The 25777-nt window shown below is 71.3% G+C and carries 24 protein-coding genes; 23 read left to right on the forward strand and 1 reads right to left on the reverse strand.

Annotated elements, in window-relative coordinates:
* Positions 1-33 precede the first annotated feature (33 nt).
* The 18 genes from KV106_RS05905 (at position 34) to KV106_RS05990 (ending at position 18426) form a co-directional block, all read left to right on the forward strand.
* Positions 34-1290 carry a D-amino acid dehydrogenase gene (locus KV106_RS05905; RefSeq protein WP_261207043.1) on the forward strand — a complete coding sequence of 419 codons (1257 nt, stop codon included), beginning with the start codon at positions 34-36 and terminating at the stop codon, positions 1288-1290.
* A 188-nt stretch (positions 1291-1478) separates the two neighbouring features.
* Positions 1479-2462, forward strand: coding sequence for a Bug family tripartite tricarboxylate transporter substrate binding protein (locus KV106_RS05910; protein WP_261207045.1), 984 nt, complete (start codon positions 1479-1481; stop codon positions 2460-2462).
* A gap of 7 nt (positions 2463-2469) precedes the next feature.
* A complete protein-coding gene (locus KV106_RS05915; protein WP_261207047.1) occupies positions 2470-3285 on the forward strand; it encodes an SDR family oxidoreductase in 816 nt (271 codons plus the stop codon).
* 33 nt (positions 3286-3318) lie between these two features.
* Entirely contained in the window at positions 3319-3867 is a 549-nt protein-coding gene (locus KV106_RS05920) for a cupin domain-containing protein (protein ID WP_261207050.1), read from the forward strand.
* Positions 3868-3878: 11 nt separating this feature from the next.
* Positions 3879-4736 (forward strand): alpha/beta fold hydrolase, encoded by an 858-nt coding sequence (locus tag KV106_RS05925; protein WP_261207052.1) that lies wholly within the window; start codon positions 3879-3881, stop codon positions 4734-4736.
* Positions 4737-4776: 40 nt separating this feature from the next.
* On the forward strand, positions 4777-5613 hold the full coding sequence (locus tag KV106_RS05930; RefSeq protein WP_261207054.1) for an IclR family transcriptional regulator: 837 nt from the start codon (positions 4777-4779) through the stop codon (positions 5611-5613).
* Between the two features lie 5 nt (positions 5614-5618).
* On the forward strand, positions 5619-6452 hold the full coding sequence (locus KV106_RS05935) for an SDR family oxidoreductase (RefSeq protein ID WP_261207056.1): 834 nt from the start codon (positions 5619-5621) through the stop codon (positions 6450-6452).
* Positions 6445-8151 (forward strand): thiamine pyrophosphate-binding protein, encoded by a 1707-nt coding sequence (locus KV106_RS05940; RefSeq protein WP_057595706.1) that lies wholly within the window; start codon positions 6445-6447, stop codon positions 8149-8151. The genes KV106_RS05935 and KV106_RS05940 overlap by 8 nt, the downstream gene beginning before the upstream one ends.
* 20 nt (positions 8152-8171) lie before the next feature.
* Positions 8172-8969, forward strand: coding sequence for an aspartate dehydrogenase (locus KV106_RS05945; RefSeq protein WP_261207059.1), 798 nt, complete (start codon positions 8172-8174; stop codon positions 8967-8969).
* Positions 8970-8977: 8 nt separating this feature from the next.
* On the forward strand, positions 8978-10453 hold the full coding sequence (locus KV106_RS05950) for an aldehyde dehydrogenase (protein WP_261207061.1): 1476 nt from the start codon (positions 8978-8980) through the stop codon (positions 10451-10453).
* A 13-nt stretch (positions 10454-10466) separates the two neighbouring features.
* Entirely contained in the window at positions 10467-11438 is a 972-nt protein-coding gene (locus KV106_RS05955) for a VOC family protein (RefSeq protein WP_261207063.1), read from the forward strand.
* Positions 11439-11452: 14 nt separating this feature from the next.
* Positions 11453-12439 (forward strand): Bug family tripartite tricarboxylate transporter substrate binding protein, encoded by a 987-nt coding sequence (locus tag KV106_RS05960; RefSeq protein WP_082322008.1) that lies wholly within the window; start codon positions 11453-11455, stop codon positions 12437-12439.
* A 31-nt stretch (positions 12440-12470) separates the two neighbouring features.
* Positions 12471-13631, forward strand: coding sequence for an FAD-dependent monooxygenase (locus tag KV106_RS05965; RefSeq protein WP_261207067.1), 1161 nt, complete (start codon positions 12471-12473; stop codon positions 13629-13631).
* Between the two features lie 29 nt (positions 13632-13660).
* Positions 13661-13882, forward strand: coding sequence for a recombinase-like helix-turn-helix domain-containing protein (locus tag KV106_RS05970; protein WP_057595700.1), 222 nt, complete (start codon positions 13661-13663; stop codon positions 13880-13882).
* A 10-nt stretch (positions 13883-13892) separates the two neighbouring features.
* Positions 13893-14939, forward strand: a complete 1047-nt coding sequence (locus KV106_RS05975) for an aromatic ring-hydroxylating oxygenase subunit alpha (protein ID WP_261207069.1) — start codon at positions 13893-13895, stop codon at positions 14937-14939.
* Positions 14940-14956: 17 nt separating this feature from the next.
* Positions 14957-15925, forward strand: coding sequence for a PDR/VanB family oxidoreductase (locus KV106_RS05980; RefSeq protein ID WP_261207071.1), 969 nt, complete (start codon positions 14957-14959; stop codon positions 15923-15925).
* Between the two features lie 45 nt (positions 15926-15970).
* Positions 15971-17077: a porin gene (locus KV106_RS05985; RefSeq protein WP_261207073.1), complete on the forward strand. Its 1107-nt coding sequence runs from the start codon at positions 15971-15973 to the stop codon at positions 17075-17077.
* A 26-nt stretch (positions 17078-17103) separates the two neighbouring features.
* Positions 17104-18426 (forward strand): MFS transporter, encoded by a 1323-nt coding sequence (locus KV106_RS05990; RefSeq protein ID WP_261207075.1) that lies wholly within the window; start codon positions 17104-17106, stop codon positions 18424-18426.
* Here KV106_RS05990 and KV106_RS05995 read toward each other — a convergent pair.
* Positions 18423-19154 (reverse strand): ABC transporter substrate-binding protein, encoded by a 732-nt coding sequence (locus KV106_RS05995; RefSeq protein WP_057595695.1) that lies wholly within the window; start codon positions 19152-19154, stop codon positions 18423-18425. The two genes, KV106_RS05990 and KV106_RS05995, sit on opposite strands and share 4 nt — an antisense overlap.
* Before the next feature lie 203 nt (positions 19155-19357).
* Between KV106_RS05995 and KV106_RS06000 the strand changes: the two genes are divergently transcribed.
* The 5 genes from KV106_RS06000 to KV106_RS06020 are packed head-to-tail and all read left to right on the forward strand — an operon-like array spanning position 19358 to position 25733.
* Positions 19358-19747, forward strand: coding sequence for a response regulator (locus KV106_RS06000; RefSeq protein ID WP_057597945.1), 390 nt, complete (start codon positions 19358-19360; stop codon positions 19745-19747).
* The gene (locus KV106_RS06005; protein WP_261207079.1) at positions 19747-20403 is read left to right on the forward strand and encodes a biliverdin-producing heme oxygenase; all 657 of its coding nucleotides are present in this window, start codon (positions 19747-19749) and stop codon (positions 20401-20403) included. The genes KV106_RS06000 and KV106_RS06005 overlap by 1 nt, the downstream gene beginning before the upstream one ends.
* A gap of 36 nt (positions 20404-20439) precedes the next feature.
* Positions 20440-22770, forward strand: coding sequence for an ATP-binding protein (locus KV106_RS06010; protein WP_261207081.1), 2331 nt, complete (start codon positions 20440-20442; stop codon positions 22768-22770).
* A complete protein-coding gene (locus tag KV106_RS06015; RefSeq protein ID WP_057593082.1) occupies positions 22763-23221 on the forward strand; it encodes a response regulator in 459 nt (152 codons plus the stop codon). Before KV106_RS06010 ends, KV106_RS06015 begins: the two co-directional genes overlap by 8 nt.
* Positions 23214-25733, forward strand: a complete 2520-nt coding sequence (locus KV106_RS06020) for a response regulator (RefSeq protein WP_261207086.1) — start codon at positions 23214-23216, stop codon at positions 25731-25733. Before KV106_RS06015 ends, KV106_RS06020 begins: the two co-directional genes overlap by 8 nt.
* Positions 25734-25777 lie beyond the last annotated feature (44 nt).

Below are 25777 nucleotides of genomic sequence, written 5' to 3' on the forward strand. Positions count from 1 at the left end.
CGGCATGCCGGCTTCGGCAGCGGGAGGTCTTCGATGCGGATCCTGGTCCTGGGCAGCGGTGTCATCGGCACCTCGGTGGCGTATTACCTGGCGCGCGACGGCCACGAGGTGACGGTGCTCGAGCGCCAGCCGGCGCCCGCGCTCGAAACCAGCTTCGCCAACGCGGGCGAGGTCTCGCCCGGCTATTCGGCGCCCTGGGCCGGGCCCGGCGTGCCGCGGAAGGCCGTCAAGTGGATGCTGATGCAGCACAGCCCGCTGGTCATCAAGCCGATGCTCGACCCGGCCATGTGGCGCTGGGGGCTCGCGATGCTGCGCAACTGCACGCAGGCGCGCTACGAGGTCAACAAGGCGCGCATGGTGCGGCTGGCCGAATACAGCCGCGACTGCCTGAAGGCGCTGCGCGCCGACACCGGCATCGCCTACGACGAGCGCATGCAGGGCACGCTGCAGCTGTTTCGCAGCCAGCAGCAGCTCGACGGCAGCGCCAAGGATGTCGAGGTGCTGAAGGCCTCGGGCGTGCCCTACCAGCTGCTCGACCGCGAGGGCTGCGTGCAATACGAGCCCGCGCTGGCCGCAGTGCGCGAGAAGTTCGTCGGCGGCCTGCGGCTGTCGGGCGACGAGACCGGCGACTGCTTCAAGTTCACGCAGGCGCTCGCGGTGCTGGCCGAGGGCCATGGCGCCAGCTTCCGCTTCGGCGTGAACATCGAGGCCATCGAGCACGACGGCGGCGGCGTGACCGCGGTGCGTACCGATGCCGGGCGCTTCGTCGCCGACCGCTACGTGCTCGCGCTCGGCAGCTACTCGCCCGCGCTCGCCAGGCCGCTGGGCATCGACCTGCCGGTGTACCCGGTCAAGGGCTTCTCGATCACGGTGCCGATCGCCGATCCGGCGGGGGCGCCCGAATCCACCGTGATGGACGAGACCTTCAAGGTCGCCGTCACCCGGCTCGGCGAGCGCATCCGCGTCGGCGGCACGGCCCAGCTCTCGGGCTTCGACCTGCGCCTCGATGCCGGCCGGCGCGACACGCTCGAGCACGTGGTGACCGATCTCTTTCCGCGCGGCGGCGACGTGGGCACGGCCAGCTTCTGGACCGGCCTGCGCCCGATGACGCCCGACGGCACGCCCGTGATCGGCGCCTGCCGCATCCCGAACCTGCTGCTGAGCACGGGCCACGGCACGCTGGGCTGGACCATGGCGGCCGGCACCGGCCGCGTGATGGCCGACCTGGTCGGCGGGCGTGTGCCCGCGATCGACATGGAAGGGCTGACGGTCGCGCGCTACGGCGGCTGAGCAGCGCTGCTTCGACGCCAGGGCAGGGCGGTTCCGAGAGGAGCCGCCCTGTTTTTGCATGCGCAAAGCCGACTAGGGTTTCTACCTAGATATGAAGTTGTCCTGATCGTTATCCTTCGTGGCGTTCCATTAATAAATCGTTGTTTCATTAGTAAAACAAACGGCGATCCACCCGGACCCACGAATCCATGCCCCTCACTCGCCGCCACGCCCTTGCCGCCGCCGTCTGCGCGGCCGCCGCCAGCGCCACCGGGTCCGCCTGGGCCGACGCCTATCCGGCCAAGCCGATCACGCTGGTGGTCGCCTACCCGGCCGGCGGCGACACCGACGCGCTCGCGCGGCTGTTCGCCGAGAAGCTCGCCACGCGCGTCGGCCAGCCGGTGCTGGTCGACAACCGGCCCGGCGCCAGCGGCATCATCGGCAGCGCCTTCGTGTCGAAGGCCGCGCCCGACGGCTACACGCTGCTGCTCGCGCCCAGCACCTTCTCGATCGCGCAACTGGTGCTCAAGACCGGCGGCACCTCGGGCTACGACGTGCTCGCGGGCTTCACGCCGATCGTGCAGACCGGTAGCCAGCCGCTGTTCCTGGTGGCCGGCGCCGGCAGCGGCTTCGCGAGCCTGAAGGACGCGGTGGCCGCGGCCAAGCCGGCCAAGCCGCTCGGCTATGCGAGCCCGGGCAGCGGCTCGCCGATGCACATCCTCGGCGAGATGTTCGCGCGCGCCTCGGGCGCCAGCCTCGCGCACGTGCCCTACAAGGGCGTGGCGCCGGCGGTCAACGATGTGCTCGGCGGCCACGTGCCCGTCACCTTCATCACGCTGGGCCCGGTGGCGCCGTACTTCGCCAACGGCAAGCTGCGCGCGCTGGCCGTGGCCTCGGCCCAGCGCACGCCGCTCGCGCCCCATGTGCCCACGCTGGCCGAGCAGGGCTACAAGGACGTCGAGGTGACGGCCTGGAACGGCCTCTGGGGCCCGCGCAACCTGCCGCCCGAGATCGTGAAGACGCTCAACGGCCACTTCAACGAGATCCTGAAGATGCCCGAGATCGTCTCGCGCATGGCCGTGCTCGGCACCACGCCCGTGGGCGGCGAGGCCGAGGTGCTCGGCAAGACCAATGCCGCCGACTACGCGCGCTTCGGCAAGGTCATCAAGGAGCTCGGCATCCAGGCCGACTGAACCCGCCATGACCGAACTCAAGACCACCGCCGATCCCGCCAGCCTGCAGGCGCTGCTGGCCGAACTGCCGGCCAACCTGCTGGCCGGCCGCCGCGTGCTCGTCACCGGCGGCGCGCGCGGCCTCGGCCTCGCGTTCGCGCAATGCATCGCCGCGGCCGGTGCCGGCGTGGTGCTGGCCGACATCCTCGGCGAGCAGGCCGAAAGCGAAGCGAAGGCGCTGCGCGACGCCGGCCGCCAGGCGCATGCGCTGGCCATCGACCTCGCGGACCCCGCCTCGATCGAGGCCGGCGCCGCCGAGGCGATCCGGCTGCTCGGCGGGCTCGACGGCCTGGTCAACAACGCCGCCATCACCAACTCGGGCGGCCGCGACGCGCACCAGCTCGAGATCGACATGTGGGACCGCGTGATGGCCGTCAACGTGCGCGGCAGCTGGCTCATGGGCCGCGCCTGCCGCGCGGCGCTGGCCGACAGCGGCCGCGGCGCCGTCGTCAACCTCGCCTCCGACACCGCGCTGTGGGGCGCGCCCAACCTGCTGGCCTATGCCTCGAGCAAGGGCGCGGTGATCTCCATGACGCGCTCGCTGGCGCGCGAATGGGGCGGCGACGGCATCACCGTCAACGCCGTGGCGCCCGGCCTCACGCTGGTCGAGGCCACCGAGTACGTGCCGATGGCGCGCCACCAGAAATACCTCGAGGGCCGCGCCATCCCGCGCGAACAGCAGGCGGCCGACGTCTGCGGCGCCACCTTGTTCCTGCTCTCCGGCCTCGCGCGCTTCGTGACCGGCCAGTTGCTGGCCGTGAACGGCGGCTTCGCGATGCACTGAATCCCTTCCTCTTCGACCCAGGAGTCCCACACCATGAGCGATCTGTCCGAACAGCAAAAGATCAACGATGCCGGCGGCAACAGCCTGGCGCAACCCGCGGGCAGCAGCCTCGCCGAGTGGATGGACAGCCGCATCGCGCGCTATTCGACCCGCAAGTACGACTGGGACGCGCTGAAGTTCCAGGCCGATTTCGATCCCAAGTTCCGCCGCGCCCAGATGCGCTACGTGGGCACGGGCGGCACCGGCGTCGCCAAGGACGTCAACACCGTGCCGGCCGAGCACTTCACCTTCTCGACCATGGTGATCCCGGCCGGCCACGAAGGCCCGCCGCACCTGCACACCGACGTGGAGGAAGTGTTCTTCCTGATCCGCGGCAAGCTCAAGGTGGTGATCGAGAAGGACGGCGAGCGCTTCGAGACCATCATGACCGACCGCGACCTGATCTCGGTGCCGCCCGGCGTCTACCGCGAGGAGATCAACATCGGCGACGAGGACGCCCTGATGTGCGTGATGCTCGGCGCCAAGAAGCCGGTGACGCCGACCTATCCGGCCGACCACCCGCTGGCCAAAATCAAGCGTTGAGCACGGCGGCCATGCAGACCACCGACATCCAGGCCTCGATGCCGCCCGCCGCCGAGCTGGCGCGGCTCGATGCGCGCTTCGCGGCCCGCGGGGTCGCGGTCGCGGGCGGCGCCGTGGTGTCGGTGCGCGAACGCGGGCAGGGCCCGGCGATCGTGTGCCTGCATGGCATCGGCTCGGGCGCGGCCTCGTGGCTCGAGGTCGCCGAGCTGCTCGCACCCGAGGCGCGCCTGATCGCCTGGGACGCCCCGGGCTACGGCGCATCGACGCCGCTCGAGGCCGATGCACCGGCGGCCGCCGACTACGCGGCGCGCCTGGGCGCCTTGCTCGATGCGTTGCGCATCGAGTCCTGCGTGCTGCTCGGCCATTCGCTCGGCGCGATCGTTGCCGCCGCGGCCGCGCGCCGCGATGCGCGCATCCGCCGGCTGCTGCTGGTCAGCCCCGCGATCGGCTACGGCGCCGCGCAGCGCGCGCAGGCGCGCGCCAAGGTCCGCGCCGAACGGCTCGCCACGCTCGAGCAGCTCGGCATCGCCGGCATGGCCGCGCGGCGCGCGGGCCGGCTGGTGTCCGACAACGCCAGCGAGCCCGCGCGCCAATGGGTGCGCTGGAACATGGCACGCCTCAACGACCGCGGCTACCGCCAGGCCGTCGAGCTGCTGTGCAACGCCGACCTGCTGGCCGAGCTGCCGCCGCCGATGCCGGTGCGCGTGGCCTGCGGCGCGCTCGATGCCGTCACGCCGCCCGCGGCCTGCGAGGAAGTGGCGCGGCGCTGCGGCGTGGCGCTCGAATTGGTGGACGATGCAGGCCACGCCGGCTACGTGGAGCAACCGCGGGCCGTCGCCGCGCTGCTGCGCGAATCGCTCGCGCATTGAGCGCCCACCACCCCGATACCCAAGGAAGGAATCCAGAGACATGGCCACCAACGACAACGACGCGATGGAAGAGGGCGCGGACCGCTACAACGTGCCCGCGCTCGAGCGCGGACTGCGCGTGCTGTGCGAGTTCAGCCGCGAGAGCCGCACGCTCTCGGCGCCCGAGCTGGCGCGCCGCTTCGACCTGCCGCGCTCGACCGTGTTCCGCCTGCTCACCACGCTCGAGAACATGGGCTTCCTCGAGCGCGCCGAAGGCGGGCGCGACTACCGCCTGGGCCTGGCCGTGCTGCGCCTGGGCTTCGAATACCTGGCCTCGCTCGAGCTCACGCAGCTCGGCACGCCGCTGCTCAACCGCCTCTGCGAGGAGCTGCGCACGCCCTGCAACCTGGTGGTGCGCGACGGCCGCTCGATCGTCTACGTCGCCAAGGTCGCGCCGCCCACGCCCTTCGCGAGCTCGGTCACGGTGGGCACGCGGCTGCCGGCCCATGCCACGGTGCTGGGCCGCATCCTGCTGGAGGACCTGACCCTGCCGCAACTGCGCGCCCTCTATCCCGAGGACAAGCTCGAGACCTTCTCGCCGAGCACGCCGAAGACCGTCAACGAGCTGTTCGACATGGTGCAGGCCGACCGCCAGCGCGGCTATGTGCTCGGCGAGGGCTTCTTCGAGTCGAACATCTCGACCATCGCCGCGCCGGTGCGCGACCACGGCGGCCACATCGTGGCGGCGCTGGGCGCCACCATCACCTCGGGCCACATCGACGAGAGCCGCATGGACGAGATGGTGCAGCGCGTGCGCGGCACGGCCGACGAGATCTCGGGCCTGCTCAACTATTCACCCGCGCGCGCCGCCAAGGTGGTGCCGCTGCGCAGCGCCTGAGACCCATGGCTGCTTCCTCTTCTTCCTTCTTCGCCGCCGATGCACTGGCCGGCCGCGTGGCCGTGGTCACGGGCGGTTCGTCGGGCATCGGCCTGGCCACGGTCGAGCTGCTGCTTGCCTGCGGTGCCGCGGTCGCGCTGTGCGGCCGCGATGCCGAGCGGCTCGATGGCGCCGTGGCCGGCCTGCGCGCGCGCTTTCCCGAGGCGCGGCTGTTCGCGCAGCCCTGCGACGTGCTCGATGCCGCCGCGGTGCGCGCCTTCGCGGCCGCCAGCGAGGCCGCGCTCGGCCCGGCCTCGATGCTGGTCAACAACGCGGGGCAGGGCCGGGTCTCGACCTTCGCCGACACCGACGACGAGGCGTGGACGCAGGAGCTGCACCTGAAGTTCTTCTCCGTGATCCATCCCACGCGCGCCTTCCTGCCGCAGCTCGCGGCGCAGCGCGCCGTGCTCGGCGATGCCGCCATCGTCTGCGCCAACTCGCTGCTGGCGCGCCAGCCCGAGCCGCACATGGTCGCGACCTCGGCCGCGCGCGCGGGCCTCTTGAACCTGGTGCGCTCGATGGCGACCGAGTTCGCGCCGCAGGGCGTGCGCGTCAACGGCATCCTGATCGGCCTGGTCGAGTCGGGCCAGTGGCGCCGCCGCTTCGAGGCGCGCGAAGACAAGTCGCTGGACTGGGCCGCCTGGAGCGGCCAGCTCGCGAAGACCAAACACATCCCGCTGGGTCGCCTGGGGCTTCCGACCGAAGCCGCGCGCGCGATCCTGTTCCTTGCTTCCCCCCTCGCTTCCTACACGACGGGCAGCCATATCGACATCTCCGGAGGCCACTCGCGCCATGCATAACCCCCAGAACAACAACAGCCCCGTGACCGTGGGCGCGGTCGTCGCCGCCTTCCTCGAGCAGTGCGGCGTCAAGGCCGCCTTCGGCGTGATCTCGATCCACAACATGCCGATCCTCGATGCCTTCGCGCAGCGCGGCACGATCCGCTTCGTCTCGGCGCGCGGCGAGGCCGGCGCGGGCAACATGGCCGACGCCTATGCACGCTCCACCGCGAGCCTGGGCGTGTGCATCACCAGCACCGGCCCGGCCGCGGGCAACATCGCGGGCAGCCTGGTCGAGGCGCTGACCGCCGGCGCGCCGCTGCTGCACATCACCGGCCAGATCGAGACGCCCTACCTCGACAAGGGCATGTCGTACATCCACGAGGCGCCCGACCAGCTCACCATGCTCAAGGCGGTGTCGAAGGCGGCGCTGCGCGTGCGCAGCGTCGAGACCGTGCTCGGCACGCTCAAGCGCGCGGTGCAGCTCGCGCTGACCGCGCCCACCGGCCCGGTCAGCGTGGAGATCCCGATCGACATCCAGTCGGCGCTGACCACCATGCCGGCCGACCTGTCGCCGCTGCCCATCGAGCGGCCCGTGCCCTCGGCTGCCGGGCTCGATGCGCTGGCCGCGCGGCTCGCCGCCGCGAAGCGTCCGCTGCTGTGGATCGGCGGCGGCGCGCGCCATGCCCGCGCCGCGATCCAGCGGCTGCAGAAGCTGGGCTTCGGCGTGGTCACGACCACGCAGGGCCGCGGCACCGTGCCCGAGGACGATGCCGGCTCGCTCGGCGCCTACAACATCCAGAAGCCGGTCGAGGCCTTCTACCAGAGCTGCGATGCGCTGCTGGTCGTCGGCTCGCGGCTGCGCGGCAACGAGACGCTCAAGTACGAACTCAAGCTGCCGCGCCCGCTCTACCGCATCGATGCCGACGCGGCCGCCGAGGGCCGCTGCTATGCCTCCGAGGCCTTCGTCTGCGGCGACTCGGCGCTCGCGCTCGAGGGCCTGGCCGATCGCCTCGAGGCGGCGGGCTATCGCGCCGACCCGCAACTGCTGGTCGACCTGCGCGCCGCGCACGAGCAGGCGGTGGCCACGCTGCGCGACGGCCTCGGCCCCTATGCCGAACTCGTGCGTCGCCTGCAGTCGGCGGCCGGCCGCCAGTTCAACTGGGTGCGCGACGTGACCGTCTCCAACAGCACCTGGGGCAACCGCGAGCTGCGCATCTTCGAGCCGAGCGCCGGCGTGCATGCCACGGGCGGCGGCATCGGGCAGGGCATGCCGATGGCGATCGGCGCGGCCATCGGTGCCGCGGTCACCGGTTCGGGCCGCAAGACCTTCTGCCTGGCCGGCGACGGCGGCTTCATCCTCAACCTCGGCGAGCTGGCCTGCATGGTGCAGGAGAAGGCGCCGATGGCCATCGTGCTGATGAACGACCAGAGCTACGGCGTGATCAAGAACATCCAGGACGCGCAGTACGGCGGCCGCCAGTGCTATGCCGAGCTGCACACGCCCGACTACGAACTGCTGTGCCGGTCGATCGCGCTGCCGCATGCGCGCGTGAAGGACCTGGCCGAGCTGCCGGCGCGGCTCGACGAGGCGCTGTCCACCGACGGCCCCTTCCTGCTCGAGATCGACATGCTGTCGATCGGCGGTTTCAAGACCAGCTTCGCGGGCCCGCCGACCAACACGGTCACGCAGATTCCCGCGCTCGGCACGGCAAAGTGACAGCGAGCGAGACCCGATCCATGACCGCCCCCACGCGCATCGCCCTGGTCGGCTGCGGCGCCATCGGCACCGCGGTGCTCGAACTGCTGCGCGACGACCCGGCCCTGAAGGTGACGACGATCGTCGTGCCCGCCGACGGCACCGAAGCCGCGCGCCGCGCCGCGCCCGGCGCGCAGGTGCTCGCCGCGGTGCCGGCCGAAGGCATCGACCTCGTGGTCGAGACCGCGGGCCATGCGGCCATCGAGCAGCACGTGCTGCCGGCGCTGGAACGCGGCACGCCCTGCGTGGTCGCCTCGGTGGGCGCGCTGTCGGCGGCGGGCTTCGCCGAACGGCTCGAGGCCGCGGCGGTCGCGGGCCGCACCCAGGTGCAGCTGATTCCGGGCGCCATCGGCGCGATCGATGCGCTGGCCGCGGCCCGCATCGGCGGCCTGGCCAGCGTGCGCTACACCGGCCGCAAGCCGCCGAAGGCCTGGAAGGGCACGCCGGCCGAGCAGGGGCTCGACCTCGATGCGCTGGCGCAGGCCACCGTCATCTTCGAGGGCAGCGCGCGCGAGGCGGCCTTGCTCTATCCGAAGAACGCCAACGTGGCGGCCACCGTCTCGCTCGCGGGGCTGGGGCTCGACCGCACGCAGGTGCGGCTGATCGCCGACCCGGCCACCGCCGAGAACGTGCACACCGTCGAAGCCGAGGGCGCCTTCGGCAGCTTCGAGCTGACCATGCGCAACAAGCCGCTCGCGGCCAATCCCAAGACCTCCGCGCTGACCGTCTACAGCGCCGTGCGCGCGCTGCGCAACCGCGTCGCGGCGCTCGCCATCTGAGCCATCCCATGATTTCTTCCGAACTTCTTCCGATCTGCATCGCCGGCGAATGGCGCCTGGGCGGCGGCGACATTTACGAGAGCCTGTACCCGGCCACGGGCGAACCGATCGCGCGCCTGCGCGCCGCGAGCCTGGCCGATGTCGAGGAGGCCATCGCGGGCGCCGACCGTGCCTTCCGCAACAGCGGCTGGGCCCAGCGCCTGCCGCACGAGCGCGCCACCGTGCTGCACCGCGTGGCGCAGCTGATCCGCGACGAGGCCGAGTCGCTGGCGCAGAAGCAGCGCCTCGACAACGGCAAGCCGATCAACGAGACGCGCAACCTCGTGGCCAGTGCCGCGGGCACCTTCCAGTTCTTCGCGGCCGCGCTCGAGACGCTCGAGGAAAGCATCACCCCGTCGCGCGGCGCCTTCGTCACGATGAGCGTGCACGAGCCCATGGGCGTGGTCGCGGCGATCACGCCGTGGAACTCGCCGATCGCGAGCGAGGCGCAGAAGCTCGCGCCCGCGCTGGCGGCCGGCAATGCGGTGGTGGTGAAGCCCGCCGAGGTCACGCCGCTGATGGCGCTCGAGCTGGCGCGCATCTGCGAACAGGCCGGCGTGCCCAGGGGCATCGTCAGCGTGCTGCCGGGCCGGGGCTCGGTGATCGGCGATGCGATCACGAAGCATCCGCTGGTCAAGCGCGTGTCCTTCACCGGCGGCACCACCACCGGCCGGCACATCGCCCACATCGCGGCCGACAAGATGATGCCGGTGTCGCTCGAGCTCGGCGGCAAGTCGCCGACCATGGTGCTCGAGGACGCGGACCTCGACCATGCCGTCAACGGCGTGCTCTACGGCATCTTCAGCTCGTCGGGCGAATCGTGCATCGCGGGCTCGCGGCTGTTCGTGGCGCGCGGCATCTACGACGAGTTCCTCACGCGGCTGGCCGAAGGCGCGAACGCACTGCGCGTGGGCGACCCGGCTTCGGAGCGCACACAGATGGGCCCGCTGATCACGGCGAAGCACCGCGAGGGCATCGAGCGCTACGTCGAGCTCGGCGTGTCCGAGGGCGGCCGCATCCGCACCGGTGGCGTGCGTCCGCAGGGCGCCGGCTACGACAGCGGCTACTTCTACCGGCCGACCATCATCGAAGGCCTGGACAACGGCGCGCGCACCAGCCAGGAGGAGATCTTCGGCCCGGTGCTGGTCGCGATGCCCTTCGACGACGAGGCCTCGCTGGTCGCGCAGGCCAACGACAGCGTCTACGCGCTGGCCGCGGGCGTGTGGAGCCGCGACTTCAAGCGCGCCTGGAAGCTCGGCCGCGCGGTGCAGGCCGGCACGGTCTGGGTCAACACCTACAAGCAGTTCTCGGTCTCCACGCCCTTCGGTGGCTGGCGCGACAGCGGCCTGGGCCGCGAGAAGGGCCGCGAAGGCATCTTCCAGTACATGGAGCAGAAGAGCATGTACTGGGGCACCAACGAACAACCGCTCGCGTGGGCGAACTGAACAGGGCCACACCATGAGCGTTCTAGGCATCGACCAGATCACCTACGGGGCGGACGACCTGCCCACCTGCCGCCGCTTCTTCGAGGACTGGGGCCTCGCGCTGAAGTCCGAGGCGCCCGGCGAACTCGTCTTCGAGTGCCTCAACGGCTGCCGGGTCGTCGTTGCGGCGTCGAGCGACGCGAGCCTGCCGCCCGCGATGGAGGAGGGCCCGACCCTGCGCGAGGTGGTGTGGGGCGTGGAGAGCGAGGCCGATCTCGAGCGCTACGCCGCCGCGATCGCGAACGATCCGGCTTTCTTCGACGCCAGCATCGACGGCGCGCGCCGCATCGGCTGCATCGATCCCAACGGCCTGGCCGTGCGGCTGCAGGTCAGCCGCAAGCATGCCGTCGAGGTCGACTGCGGCGTGATGAACACCTGGAACGCCAAGCCGCGCCTCAACCGGCCCGCGCCGATCTACGAGCGCGCCACGCCGATCGAGGTTGGCCACGTGGTGTTCTTCGTCGGCGACGTGAAGGCCACGAGCGCCTTCTATGCCGAACGCTTCGGCTTCGTCGGCTCCGACAGCTATCCGAACCGCGGCGCCTTCATGCGCTGCGCGCCCGAGGGCGGCCACCACGACCTGTTCCTGCTGCAGATCCCCTCGGGCAAGCGCGGGCTCAACCACGTGGCCTTCACCGTGCGCGACATCCACGAGGTGTTCGGCGGCGGGTTGCACTTCTCGCGCCAGGGCTGGGACACGCAGCTCGGCCCGGGCCGGCACCCGGTCTCCTCGGCCTACTTCTGGTATTTCAAAAACCCGGCCGGCGGCCTGATCGAGTACTACGCCGACGAGGACCAGCTCACGGCCGACTGGCAGCCGCGCGAGTTCGAGCCGGGGCCGACGGTGTTCGCCGAATGGGCGGTCGATGGCGGCCTCGACGGCCACACGCGGCGCCAGAAGAACGCGGAGGGGCCGAAGGGCGCCTTCCTCACCGAGAAGAAATGACGGTTCCGATCACCATGCAACGACGCTTCTGTGTCTCCCTCCTGTTCGCGGCGCTGGCCGCCATCGCCTTGCCCGCGAGCGCGCAAAGCGATGTGCACAAGCAACTGGCCGCCGAGCGCTTCACCATCGTCTCGCCGTTCCCGCCCGGCGGGCCGGTCGACACGCTGGCGCGCGTGCTGTCCGACGGCCTCGCCAGGCGCTATGGACAAGCGGCCGTGGTCGACAACCAGGTCGGCGCGGCCGGCAACATCGGCATGGAGAAGGTCAAGCGCGCCAAGGGCGACGGCCACACGCTGCTGGTGATCCCGGCCGGCAACGTCACGATCAATCCCACGCTGATGCCGAACTTCCCGTTCGACATGCAGAAGGACTTCGTGCCGATCACCATGCTGGCCAAGGCGCCCAACGTGCTGGTGGCATCGCCGGCCTCGGGCATCAAGAGCGTGAAGGAACTGGTGGCGCAGGCCAAGGCCAAGCCTGGCACGCTGTCGTATGCCTCGCCGGGCGTGGGCAGCGGGCTGCACCTGGCGGGCGAGCTGTTCAAGCAGCAGGCCGGCATCGACCTGCTGCACGTGCCCTACAAGGGCACGCCGCCCGCGCTCAACGACGTGCTCGGTGGCTCGGTGCCGCTGATGTTCAGCAACCTACCCGCGACCCTGCCGTTCATCGGCAACGGCAAGCTGATCGCGCTCGGCGTGACCGAGGCCGTGCGCAGCCCCGCCGCGCCCGACATCCCCACCCTGGCGGAGCAGGGCATCCAGGGCGTGGCCGTGACCTCCTGGTACGGCCTGATGGCGCCGCGCGGCACGCCGGCGGCGGTGGTCGACCAGCTCGCGAAGGACGCGGCCGAGATGCTGGCCCAGCCCGAGGTGCGCGAGCGCCTGAAGGCGCAGGGCATGACCGGCGCCGCGATGAAGCCGGCCGAGTTCGCCGCCCACATCCGCGACGAGACGGCCGTCTGGGCCCGCATCGTCAAAGCGCGAAACATCGTGGCCGAGTGAGCCGCGAACAAGAAGGAAGAGACACACACCCATGAACACCAGCGAATCCACCATCGGCATCGTCGGCGCCGGCATCGGCGGCCTGGCCGCCGCCATCGCGCTGCGCCGCGCCGGCCACGACGTGGTCGTGTTCGAGCAGGCGAAGCAGTTCGCGCGCGTCGGCGCCGACATCAACCTCACGCCCAACGCGGTGCGCGCGCTCGACGGCCTCGGCGTCGGCGAGGCGGCCCGCGTGACCGCCGCGCGGCCCTCGCACCGCATCAGCCGCACCTACGACAGCGGCGCGGAGACCTCGCGCCTCGAGATGGCCGAATCGGCCGAGGCACGCTACGGCGCGCCGCAGCTCACGATCCACCGCGCCGACCTGCTGGCCGCGCTGGCCCAGATGTTCCCGGCCGAGCGCGTGGCATTGGCCAGGCGCGCCGAGCGCATCGCGGCCGACGAGGGCGGCGTGTCGATCTCCTTCACCGACGGCAGCGAGGCCCGCGTGGGCGCGCTGATCGGCGCCGACGGCATCCACTCCTGCGTGCGCAACGCGATGTTCGGCGCCGAGAGCCCGCGCTTCACCGGCATCGTGGCCTACCGCGCCGTGGTGCCGGCCGAGCGCGTGGCCGGCCTGCCGAACCTCGGTGCCTTCACCAAGTGGTGGGGGCCGAATCCGCAGAGCCAGATCGTCACTTTCCCGCTCAACCGCGGCCGCGACATCTTCATCTTCGCGACCACGCCGCAGGACAGCTGGCAGCTCGAATCCTGGACCGCGCCCGGCGACGTGGACGAGCTGCGCGCCCAGTACACGGCCTACCACCCCGAGGCGCGCGCGCTGCTCGATGCCTGCGACACGGTGCTCAAGACCGCGCTCTACGAACGCGACCCGATGCCCGCCTGGGCGCGCGGCCGCATGGCGCTGATCGGCGATGCCGCGCATCCGATGCTGCCGTTCATGGCGCAGGGCGCCGGCATGGCGATCGAGGACGCGGTGGTGCTCGCGCGCCATCTCGAGGGCGTGGCGATGGACGGCATCGCCGCCGCGCTGGCCGACTTCGAGACCGCCCGCATCGAGCGCGCGAGCCAGGTGCAGCTCGGATCGCGCGGCAACAACTGGCTGCGCGAGGGCGGCAACGCCGACTGGGTCTACGGCTACGACGCCTGGACCGCGCCGCTGGCCACGCCCGCGATGGCCGCGACCGTTTGAAGAATTCCACCTCACCCACGGAGGACCCCATGCCACAAGACCGCTACCTGCAACCGCACCAGGCGCGCCAGCGCCCGGCCACCACCTACGAAGACCTGCTGGGCGACGTGATCGAGCGCGCCTTCGCCGACGGCATCCACGACCTGCCGGGCCTGGTGCAGCGGCTCAACGACAGCGGCCTGGCCACGCCCGGCGGCCTGGCCTGGACCGAGGCGCTGTACCGCAAGGAAATGGCCACGCTGGCCGGCTGAGGAGACACCCATGAGCATCGCCATCCAACCCGTTCCGGCCGACCCGGTCGACCATCTGCTCGAGATCGGCCTCAAGGACCTCTGGTATCCGATCTGCCCCTCGCACTTCATCAAGGAGAACCCCGTCTCGCTGCGCCGCCTGGGCCGCAAGCTCGCGCTGTGGCGCGACGGCGAGGGCGTGCTGCATGCGCTCGAGGACCGCTGCCCGCACCGCGGCGCGCCGCTGTCGCAGGGCGTGGTGCTCGGCGACCGGCTCTCGTGCCCCTATCACGGCGTGGAGGTGCGGCACGACGGCGTGGTCACGCGCGTGCCCGGCAGCCCGGGCTGCAAGCTCGAGGGCTCGAAAGCCACGCGCCACTTCCACGTGCAGGAGCGAGCCGGGGCCGTGTTCCTCTACAACTCGAAGGAGCCGGTCGATACGCCGCCGCCGCTGGTTCTGCCCGAGCAACTGACCGACGACGCCGAGTATTCGAGCTTCCTCTGCTACACCGAGTGGAAGGGCGACTACCGCTACGTGCTCGACAACGTGATGGACCCGATGCACGGCACCTACCTGCACAAGCAGTCGCACTCGATGGCCGAGGGCGACGCGAGCGCCAAGTTCGGCATCCGGCCGACCGACATCGGCTTCGTGTTCGAGAAGGAAGGCCAGCGCAACGTCAACTTCGACTGGACCGAATGGGCCGACACCGGCATTCACTGGATGCGGCTGGAGATCCCGTATCCGAAGACCGGCGGCCCCGGCGGCAACTTCATCATCGTGGGCGCCTTCTCGCCGATCGTGAAGGGCATGACCGCCACCTTCTTCTGGCGCGTGCGCAAGCTGGCACCGGGCTGGCAGCGCGACACCTGGCGCTTCCTCTACCGCAACCGGCTCGAGGCGCGCCACTGGCACGTGCTCGAGCAGGACCGCGTGATGCTCGAGGAGATGGAGGCCGACGCCAACCAGCACGAGAACCTCTACCAGCACGACCTGGGCATCGTGCGGCTGCGCCGCCACATGCGCAACCTGGCGGTGGCGCAGCTCGCGCAAGCGGCCGAGCCAGCCACCGCCTGAGCGAGGAAGCGATCGCCATGTCCTCTCCCACGCTGAACGCCCTCGTGCACACGATGCGCTACGAGGCCGACGGCATCGTCAGTGTCGAGTTCCGGCCGGCCACGCCCGCGGTGGACTTTCCCGCCTTCGAGGCCGGCTCGCACATCGACCTGCACCTGCCCAACGGCCTGGTGCGCAGCTACTCGTTGTGCAACCCGGCCAGCGACCGCCAGCGCTACGTGGTGGGCGTGCTCAACGACCGCAAGAGCCGCGGCGGCTCGCGCTACGTGCACCAGCAATTGCGCGTGGGCATGACCCTGCCGATCTCGGCGCCGCGCAACAACTTCGCGCTCGAGGAGGACGCTCGGCGCTCGGTGCTGGTGGCCGGCGGCATCGGCGTCACGCCCATCTGGTGCATGCTGCAGCGGCTCGCGTCGCTCGGGCGGCCGGTCGAGCTGGTCTATTGCGCGCGCAGCCGCAAGGAGGCGGCCTTCGTCGAGGCCATCGAGGCGCTGGCGCGCGAGAAGGCCATCGAACTGAGCTGGCACTTCGACGACGAGAAGGGCGCGCCGCCCGATCTCGCGAAGCTGCTGGCCGGGCGCGGCGACCACAGCCACTACTACTGCTGCGGTCCCACGCCGATGCTCGATGCCTTCGAGCGCGGCTGCGAGCAACTGGGCTATGCCAACGTGCACATCGAGCGCTTCGCCGCCGTGCAGGTGGAGGCACCGGCCGCCACGCAAAGCTGCGTGGTGGCCTGCGCGAAGAGCAAGCGCGAGGTCGAGGTGCCCGCGGGCAAGTCGATCCTCGACAGCCTGATCGATGCCGGCCTCGACCCCGACCACAGCTGCAAGGAAGGCGTGTGCGGCGCCTGCGAGACGGCCGTGATCGAAGGCGAGGTCGACCACCACGACGGCATCCTCACCAAGGCCGAACGCGCGGCCAACAAGACCATGATGATCTGCGTGTCGCGCTGCAAGGGCGCGCGCCTGGTGCTCGATATCTGATTCCCCCAAGGCCCCAGGCCAGAAGAAAACCACCCGAGACATTCCATGAAAAAGTACTTGCTCACGCTGGTTTCGATCAGCGCGGCTGGCGGAGCGCTGGCCCAATCCTCCCTCACGATCTTCGGCGTGGTCGATGCCGCCGTCACCTACACGCGCGGCAGCGGGCCCGGCGCGGGCAGCAAGACGCAGCTCACGAACAGCGGCAACATGTTCAGTCGCCTCGGCTTCCGCGGCACCGAGGACCTCGGCGGCGGCCTGTCGGCGGGCTTCTGGCTCGAGATGGGGCTGCAGAACGACAGCGCGCTGGGCTTTCCCTCGAACTCGAACAACCAGGCCAGCGGCAACGGCACGCCCGGCGTGCTGAGCTTCAACCGCCGCGCCACCGTGAGCCTCGCGGGACCCTTCGGCGAGATCCGCCTGGGCCGCGACTACGTGCCGGCGTTCTGGAACACCGCGATCTACGACCCCTTCGGCACCGGCGGCGGCATCGGCGCCAACCAGCTCTACTTCTCGGGGCTGGGCGGCCTCACGGCGCCGACCGGCACGCGCGCTTCCAACAGCGTGGGCTACCTGCTGCCGGGCGGCCTCGGTGGCTTCTACGGCCAGGTGATGTACGCGATGGGCGAGAACGAATCGACCTCGGTGCTGCCGGGCACGCTGGTGTCGAACAAGCGCGACGGCAACCATGCGGGCCTGCGCGTGGGCTATGCCGACGGCGGCTTCAACATCGCGCTGGCGACCGGCAGGACGCGCTACGCGAGCGGCGACCTGCGCGTGACCAACCTCGGCGCCTCCTACACCTTCGGCCCGTCGCTGATGAATTTCAAGCTCACGGGCGAGCTCTACGGCGAATCGAAGGGCAGCACCGATGCCAAGGGCGCGCTGATCGGCTTCCACCTGCCGATCGGGCCGGGCGAGATCAAGGGCTCGTACGCGCGCTACCGGCTCGAGCCCTTCGGTGCGCTGCGCAATCCCACCTCGTCGAAGCTCGCGCTGGGCTACGTGCACAACCTGTCGAAGCGCACCGCGCTCTATGCGACCGTGGCGCGCATCAGCAACAGCAACGGCGCGGCCGCGGCCCTGTCGGGCGCGATCACGGCGCCGAACCGATCCTCGAGCGGCACCGAATTCGGCATGCGCCACATGTTCTGAGAGGGCGAACGCGCCCGGAAAGTCCCATGCGAAGCCAGAGCAAGAACCTCCGCTGGTACGGCGTGATCACGCTGTTCCTGATCGTCGCGATCTCCTACGTGGACCGCATCAACATCGCGGTGCTGATCACCGACGCCGACTTCCTGCGCCACGTGGGTCTCGCGCCGGACGACCGGGTGCGCCAGGGCTTCCTCGCGACGGCCTTCATGCTGGGCTACGGCATCTCGGCCTTCGTGCTCACGCCGTTCTGCTCGGCGCTGTTCGGCGTGCGGCGCAGCCTGATCTTCGGGCTGGTGCTGTGGGGCGTGGTGACCTGGGCCTCGCCGCTGTTCCACAGCTACGGGCTGCTGCTGGCCTCGCGCGTGCTGCTGGGCGTGTCGGAAGGGCCGCTGTTCTCGCTGGCCTCGTCGTACATCAAGGCGCATTTCCGCGGCGACGAGAACGGCAAGCCCAACGCGATCGTGAACATGGGCACCGGGCTCGGGCTGGCGCTGGGCTTTCCGCTCGTGGGCTGGCTGCTCGCGCAGTACGCCTGGGACACCTCGTTCCACGTGCTGGGCGTGCTCAACATCGTGCTGGGCATTCCGCTGGTGCTGGCCTTCGTGCGCATGCCGGCGGGGCAGGGCGATGCGATAGCGCCGAAGTCCTTCGGCGACGCGATGGCGCGCGTGGGCGGCATCGTGAAGGGCGCGCTGCACACGCGCCACCTGTTCCTGATCACGCTGCTGACCTCGGCCGCGCTGGCCTACCTCTGGGGCAGCAGCAACTGGCTGCCGACCTACCTGCGCGAGGCGCGCGGCTTCTCGCTGCGCGAGATGGGCTGGCTGGCCTCGCTGCCGCAGTACGCGACCGTGCTCGCGGTGTTCGTGGGCGGCGTGCTGGTCGACCGGCTGGGCCGCGCGCGCGTGCCCTTCATCTTCATGGGCGCCAGCGCGGGCGTGGCGCTGTCGGTGCTGCTGGCGATCAGCGCGCGCGATCCCTACGTGGCGGCCTGCTGCCTGGTGGCTGCGAACTTCTTCTGGGGCCTGCAGAGCCCGGCGATCCCGAGCACGGTGCAGCACTGCGCGCGGCCCGAGCACACGGCCAGCGCCTTCGGCGTGACCAACGGCGTGGGCAGCCTGGTGGCCGGCTTCATGCCGGTGCTGATGGGCGGCGTGATCGGCGCGCTGTCGTCGGCCGGCGCGGCGGGCCATGGCGCGGGCGGCGGATCGGCGGCGGGCTTCTTCGCGGGCTTCGCGCTGCTGATCGGCACCCAGGTGGTGGTGTTCGGCTGCGGGCTGGTGCTGTGGCGGCGCGACCGGGCGCCGCGGGCGGCCGGTCTTGCGGAAGGGGTGTCCCGGGCTTCTTAGGGCGCGACGCTCGCGCCCTCGATGCCGTGGCGCTGCAGCGCCTCGGCCACGAAGCCGCTGGCCTTCATCTCCTCGACGAAGGCCGCGAGCAGCGCCTGGGCCTCGGCGCCGCGGCTGGCCGGCGTGCCCATGGCCTGCTGGATCACCATGAAGCGGCCCGGCAGCAGGCGCACGCCCGAGGAGCGGCGCGCCTCGGTCTCGAGCAGCTGACGGATGCCGGCGGCCACGTCGACCTGGCCCGCGCGCAGCGCCGAGAGCACGGCCTGCGCGCCCTGCACGCGCACGAGCTCGGCCCGGTGGATCTCGCGCGTGAGGAACAGGTCGTAGGCGCTGCCCGCGCCGACTCCGATGCGATGGCCGGGGGCGTCGACCTCGGCGTTGTCCTGCAGCGCCGAGCCGTCGAGCACCAGGTAGCTGCCCTCGATCAGCACATAGGGCGCGGTGAAGCGCAGGCCCTCGCTGCGCGCCGGGTCGATCGCGAAGAAGCCGATGTCGGCGCGCTCGGCCTTGACGGCGTCGACCGAGGCCGCGGCCTTGTCGAACACCACCAATTCGACGCCCACGCCCAGGCGGCGCGCGAACTCGTGGGCCAGGTCGATCGACACGCCCACCGGCTGGTAGCTCACCGGGTGCTTGTTGGCCAGGATCGGGTTGCCGAGGTTGATCGAGGCGCGCAGCGTGCCGCTGGGCGCGAAGGCGGAGACGAGGGCGGGGGAGATCTGGGTCATGGCGGTCCGTCTGGGGTGGCGCGCGGGCGGCGGGCCCGGCCCCGGAGTTTACGGGCGCGGCCGCCGGCCCGCCGGTTGCCGTGGTCCGGGGGGCCTGGCGGCCGGATTTCCTACTCGGGGTGATGGTTCTCGCTCACCGGATATTCAGCGCCATCGCGTAGGCTCTCGCCATCCGAAAAAAAATACCGAGGCTGTCGCCCATCGTGCCGATCTCCACCTTTCTCGTCGAAGACAACCCACTCATCCGCCACAACCTCATCGCCGCCATGGAGGACGAGGCCGACATCCTGCTGGTGGGCACGGCCGCCACCGAGGCCGAGGCCATCGAGCGGCTCGACGCCTGCGATCCGCCCTGGGAACTGCTGGTGGTCGACCTGTTCCTCGAGGAGGGCTCGGGCCTGGGCATCGTCAAGCGCTACCGCGAGCGCCGCGCCGGCCAGCGCGTGGTGGTGCTGACCAACTACGGCACCGACGACATCGCGGGCTGGGCGCGCGAACTCGGCGCCGACGCGGTGTTCGACAAGTCGGGCGGGCTCGACGACTTCTTCTCGTTCTGCGCCGGCCTCGGGGCCGAGGCCCAGGGCGCGCGCTGATGGCGGCACCCGGACCGGCGGCTTCGGTCGCGCTGCAACCGCTGCGCGAGGCCACTCGTGAACTGCACCATGCGCTCGACAGCCGGCTGCGCATCGGCGGCGAGGACGCCACGCTGGCCGACTATGCCGAGCACCTGCGCGCGCTGCGGCCCTGGCTGGCGGCCGTGCGCGACGCGCTCGCCGGCTCGGGCGTCGCGGCGCTCGAGGCGGTGGCGCGGCAGCTCGCGCTGCGCCTCGAGGCGCTCGAACTCGACCTGCGCGACGCGCAGGCGGCCGGGCCGGCCACGCTGCCGGCCTTGCCGGACACCGGCACGCTCGCCGCGCAGGCCACCGACCCCGGCTTCGCCTGGGGCCTGGCCTACGTGGTCGAAGGCTCGCGGCTCGGCGGCAGCGTCATGCACCGGCGGCTGGCCCCGCGGCTCGCGCCGCATCCGATGCGCTACTTCGCGCCCGTGGGCGCCGAGGACGGCACGCCCGCGCACTGGCGCCATTTCGTCGCCCAGCTCGGCGAGGCGCTGCGCGACGGCGCGGCCGTGCCGTCGGCGCAGCGCGGCGCGGTGGCGGGCTTCGAGGCGCTGATGCCGTGCTTCGGCCTCGGGCGCGACGGCGGAAGCGCGCCGTCGCCAAGCCGCGACGCCAACCTGCATGCCTCGTAGGAATCCGCCGACGAGGACGCCGCCGAGGCCGCTGGCATGATCGAACCGACCTCGATCCATTCCCCCTCCCACCCCGCGCCGACCGATCCGGCCTCGTCCTTTCCACCGAACGTGCCAGCTTCCCCCACGCCCTCGCAATCCCTCCCCGGCAGCGTCGACGCGGTCGATCTGTCGAGTTGCGATCTCGAGCCGATCCGCGTGCCGGGCTCGATCCAGCCGCATGGCCGGATGCTGGTGCTGGCGCCCGAGGGCCTGGCGCCGCTGGCCTGGAGCGACAACTGGCCCGAGGGCGAAGCCGCCGCGGCGGCGCGGGTGCTGCGCGCCATGGCGTTGCCGGCGCTGCAGCCCGGCGCCTCGCCGGTGTCGCTGGGCGCGCTCGACATCGCCGGCCACCTGCTCGACGTGGCGGTGCACCGCACCGAACAGCACCTGGTCGCCGAGTTCGAGGCCGCGAAGCCGGCCGCGGGCAACGAGGCGCCGATCTACGCGCTGAGCCGCATCCTGCTGCCCGCGCTGCAGCAGGCGGTCGACGTGGGCGAGCTCACCGGCCTGGTCGCGCGGGCGATGAAGCAGCTCACGGGCTTCGGCCGCTGCCTGGTCTACCGCTTCGATGCCGCGGGCCACGGCGAGGTGCTGGCCGAGGCCGCCGACGCGGGCTACGACAGCTACGTCGGCCACCACTTCCCGGCCTCCGACATTCCGCAGCAGGCGCGCGCTCTCTACCTGGTCAATCACTTCCGGCTGATCGCCGACGCCAACTACAGCCCGGTGCCGCTGGTCTCGAACGACGCGGCACTGGCGCCGGCCGGCATCGACCTGTCGCAGGCGCAGTTGCGCAGCGTGTCCCCGATCCATCTCGAGTACATGCGCAACATGGGCACGCTGGCCTCGATGTCGGTGTCGATCGTGGTGCGCGGCCGGCTCTGGGGGCTGATCTCCTGCCACGACCACGACCCGCGCTTCCTCGACACCGCGACCCGGCTGGCCTGCGAGCACATGGGCCAGCTGCTGTCGATGCAGATCGACGCCAAGGAAACCCACGGCGAGGTGGCCGAGCGGCTCGAGCTGCGCCAGCTCACCCTGCAGACCGTGTCGCAGCTCGCCGACAGCGACGCCACCCTGCGCCGCCTGGTCGACGAAGGCTCGCTGCTGCTGCGCGTGGCGCGCGCCACCGGCGCGGCCGTGGTGCTCGACGACGCGGTCTGGACCGTGGGCGACGTGCCGGCCGAGGCGCAGATCCAGGAGCTCGCGCACTGGATCGCGGGGCTCGGCGTCGAGGTCTACGAAAGCGACGCGCTGGCCGCGCATTTCGCGCCCTTCGCCGACTGCCAGTCGGTCGCGGCCGGCGTGCTGGCGATCTCGATCTCGCAGGTGCACCGCCACCTGATCCTGTGGTTCCGGCCCGAGATCGTGCAGACCGTGCAATGGGCCGGCGACCCGCGCAAGCCGATGGTGCCCGATGGCCGGCGCATGCATCCGCGGCTGAGCTTCCAGAGCTGGGTCGAGCACATCCGCGGGCGCTCCAATCCCTGGACCGGCGCCGAGCAGGGCGCGGCCGTCGAGCTGCGCCAGGCGCTGATCGGCATCGTGCTGCGGCGCGCCGAGGAGCTCGCGGCCGTGGCGACCGAGCTGGGCCGCGTGAACCGCGAGCTCGAGGCCTTCTCGTACACCGTCTCGCACGACCTGCGCGCGCCGATGCGCCACATCGCGGGCTATGTCGACCTGGTGACGCAGACCGAGGGCCAGCAGCTCACCGACCGGGCGCGGCGCTATCTCTCGCATGTGAAGGACGCGGCCGCGTTCGCGGGGCAGATGGTCGATGCGCTGCTCGACTTCTCGCGCATGGGCCGCGCCGCGCTGCAGAAGCGCGCGGTCGACACGCCCTCGCTGGTCGAGGGGCTGGTGCGCGAGCTGGTGCGCATCGAGCCCACGCGCGCCATCGAATGGCGCGTCGAGCCAGACCTGCCGCCGCTGTACGCCGACCCGCTGCTGCTGCAGGTCACGGTGCGCAACCTGCTGGCCAACGCGGTCAAGTACTCGCGCACCCGCGAGCCCGCCGTGATCACGGTGCGCGCGGTGCGCAATGCCGCCGGCACCGGCCTCGAGGTCGAGGACAACGGCGTGGGCTTCCAGATGAAGTACGTCGACAAGCTGTTCGGCGTGTTCCAGCGGCTGCACCAGGCCGAGGAGTTCGAGGGCACCGGCATCGGCCTGGCCAACGTGAAGCGGATCGTGGAGCGGCATGGCGGCACGGTGTGGGCGCGCGGCGAACTGGGCGCGGGCGCCTGCTTCGGCTTCGTGCTGCCGGGCGCGGAGGCGGATGGAACGAATTCGAGCAACGCAACTGACGGAGAAGAGGATGCTTAAGCCGATCCTGCTGGTCGAGGACGACAAGCGCGACCTGGAACTGACCCTGGTGGCCCTGGAGCGCAGCCAACTGGCGAACGACGTGGTGGTGCTGCGCGACGGCGCGCAGGCGCTCGACTATCTCAAGCGCGAGGGCGAGCATGCCGATCGCGCCGAGGGCAATCCGGCCGTGATCCTGCTCGACCTCAAGCTGCCCAAGGTGACCGGGCTCGAGGTGCTGCAGGAAGTGCGCGCCTCGGCCGCGCTGCGCAGCATCCCGGTGGTGATGCTGACCTCCTCGCAGGAGGAGTCGGACGTGCTGCGCAGCTACGAGCTCGGCGTCAACGCCTATGTGGTCAAGCCGGTGGCTTTCGACCGGTTCGTCTCGGCGATCGCCGACCTCGGGGTGTTCTGGGCCGTGCTCAACGAACCGCCGCCGGGGTCGCTCAAGGCCACCCGGCGCCATGAGTAGCGGCACGGCTTCCACGACGGCCCCCGACATCCTCGTCCTCGAGGACTCGCGCTTCGACGTCGAACTGCTGACCGAGGCGCTGGTCGCCGCGCTGCCTGGGGCGCGCGTGACCGTGGTGTGCGACGAGGAGGGCTTCACGGGCGCGCTGCAGAGCGCGCGCTACCAGCTGATCCTGTCGGATTACGAGCTGCCGGGCTTCTCGGGCGCGCATGCGCTGGAGATCGCGCGCGCGGTGGCGCCGCTCACGCCCTTCATCTTCGTCTCGGGCGTGATCGGCGAGGACAACGCGGTCGAGCTGCTCAAGCGCGGCGCCACCGACTACGTGAGCAAGGGCCGGCTGGCGCGCTTGCCGGTGGTGATGGAGCGCGCGCTCAAGGAGGCGGCCGACCGCGAGGCCAAGCAGGCGGCCGAGGCCAAGCTGCGCGTGGCCCACGAGATCTTCGGCGCCGCCGAGTCGCGCCGGCTGGCGCTGATCGAGCTCAGCGACCGCATCCGCGACATGGACGGCATCTGCGAGATCGCCTACACCGCCTCGCAGATGCTTGGCATGCAGCTGCAGGTGGACCGCGCGGGCTACGGCCTGGTGAACAAGGCGGCCGAGACCATCGAGATCGAGCGCGACTGGACCGCGCCCGGCGTCAAGAGCCTGGCCGGCACGCTGCACTTTCGCGACTACGGCAGCTACATCGACGACCTGCGCCAGGGCACGACGGTGGCTTTCGCCGATGCCCACGACGATCCGCGCACGCGTGCCAACGCCGATGCGCTCGACGGCATCGGCGCGCGCGCCGTGGTCAACATGCCGCTGACCGAGCGCGGCGGGCTGGTCGGGCTGCTCTATCTCAACCACGGCAGCGCGCGCGCCTGGTCGCGCGACGAGCTCGATTTCATCGGCGAGGTCGGCGAGCGCATCCGCTCGGCGATCGCGCGGCGCGAGGCCCAGCTCGAGCTGCAGGCCTTCGCCGAATCGCTGGCGCGCGAGGTCGAGGTGCGCACGCGCGAGCGCGACCGCACCTGGGAACTGAGCCAGGACCTGCTGGGCGTGGCCAACGGCCAGGGCCATTTCGAGAGCGCGAATCCGGCCTGGGAGGCGGTGCTCGGCTGGAGCCGCCAGGAGCTGATGGCGATGCCGTTCCGCGAGCTGGTGCATCCGGACGACCTGGCCGCGACCGAGGCCGAACTCGCGCGGCTGGCCCGCGGCGAGCGCACGCGCGGCTTCGAGAACCGCTACCGCGCCAAGGACGGCAGCTACCGCTGGCTGTCGTGGACCGCGGTGCCCGATGGCGGTCTCAACTACTCGGCCGCGCGCGACATCACCGAGCAGAAGGAGCGCGCGGCCGAACTCGAGGCCGCGCGCGAGCAGCTGCGCCAGAGCCAGAAGCTCGAGGCCGTGGGCCAGCTCACGGGCGGCCTCGCGCACGACTTCAACAACCTGCTGGCCGCCATCGGCGGCAGCCTGGAACTGATGCGCCGGCGCGGGCTCGAGGGCCGGCAGGCCGACCTCGAGCGCTACATCGGCGTGGCCCACGGCGCGGTCAAGCGCGCGGCCGCGCTCACGCACCGGCTGCTGGCCTTCTCGCGCCGGCAGACGCTGGAGCCCAAGTCGGTCAACCTCAACCGCCTCGTGAGCGGCATGGAGGACCTGCTGCGCCGGACCATGGGCCCCGAGATCGCGCTCGAGACCGTGGCCGCCGTCGGCCTGTGGAACGTGCATGCCGACCCGAGCCAGCTCGAGAACGCGCTGCTCAACCTGTGCATCAACGCGCGCGACGCCATGCCCGAGGGCGGCACGCTGGTGATCGAGACCGCCAACCGCTGGATCGACGCGCGCAGCGCGCCGGGCCGCGACCTGCCGGCGGGCCAGTACGTCTCGCTCACGGTCAGCGACAACGGCGTGGGCATGAGCGCGGAGGTCGTGGCGCGCGCCTTCGATCCCTTCTTCACCACCAAGCCCATCGGCATGGGCACCGGGCTCGGCCTGTCGATGATCTACGGCTTCGCCAAGCAGTCGGGCGGGCAGGTGCGCATCTATTCCGAGGTCGGCCAGGGCACCTCGGTCAGCATCTACCTGCCGCGCCACGACCACAAGGAGGAGAGCACCGCCGAGGCCGTGCAGGTCGAGACCGCGCCGCGCGCCGACCGTGGCGACACCGTGCTGGTGGTCGACGACGAGGCCTCGCTGCGCATGCTGATCGTGGAGGTGATGCAGGGCCTGGGCTATGCCACGCTCGAGGCCGGCGACGGCGCCGATGCGCTGCGCATCCTCGAGTCGAACCAGCGCATCGACCTGCTGCTGACCGACGTCGGCCTGCCCGGCGGCATGAACGGCCGCCAGGTGGCCGACGCCGCGCGCACCCTGCGCGCCGGCCTCAAGGTGCTGTTCATCACCGGCTATGCCGAGAACGCGGTGCTGAGCCACGGCCATCTGGCACCCGGCATGCACGTGATGACCAAGCCCTTCGAGATGGATGCGCTGGCGAACCGGGTCAAGGCGCTGATCGAGGCCCGCTGAGGGCAGGGGCGTTCGCCTGCCGCTAGCATCGGCGGGTCCGTTCG

Source organism: Variovorax endophyticus (genome assembly GCF_025376855.1).
Lineage (GTDB): Bacteria > Pseudomonadota > Gammaproteobacteria > Burkholderiales > Burkholderiaceae_C > Variovorax.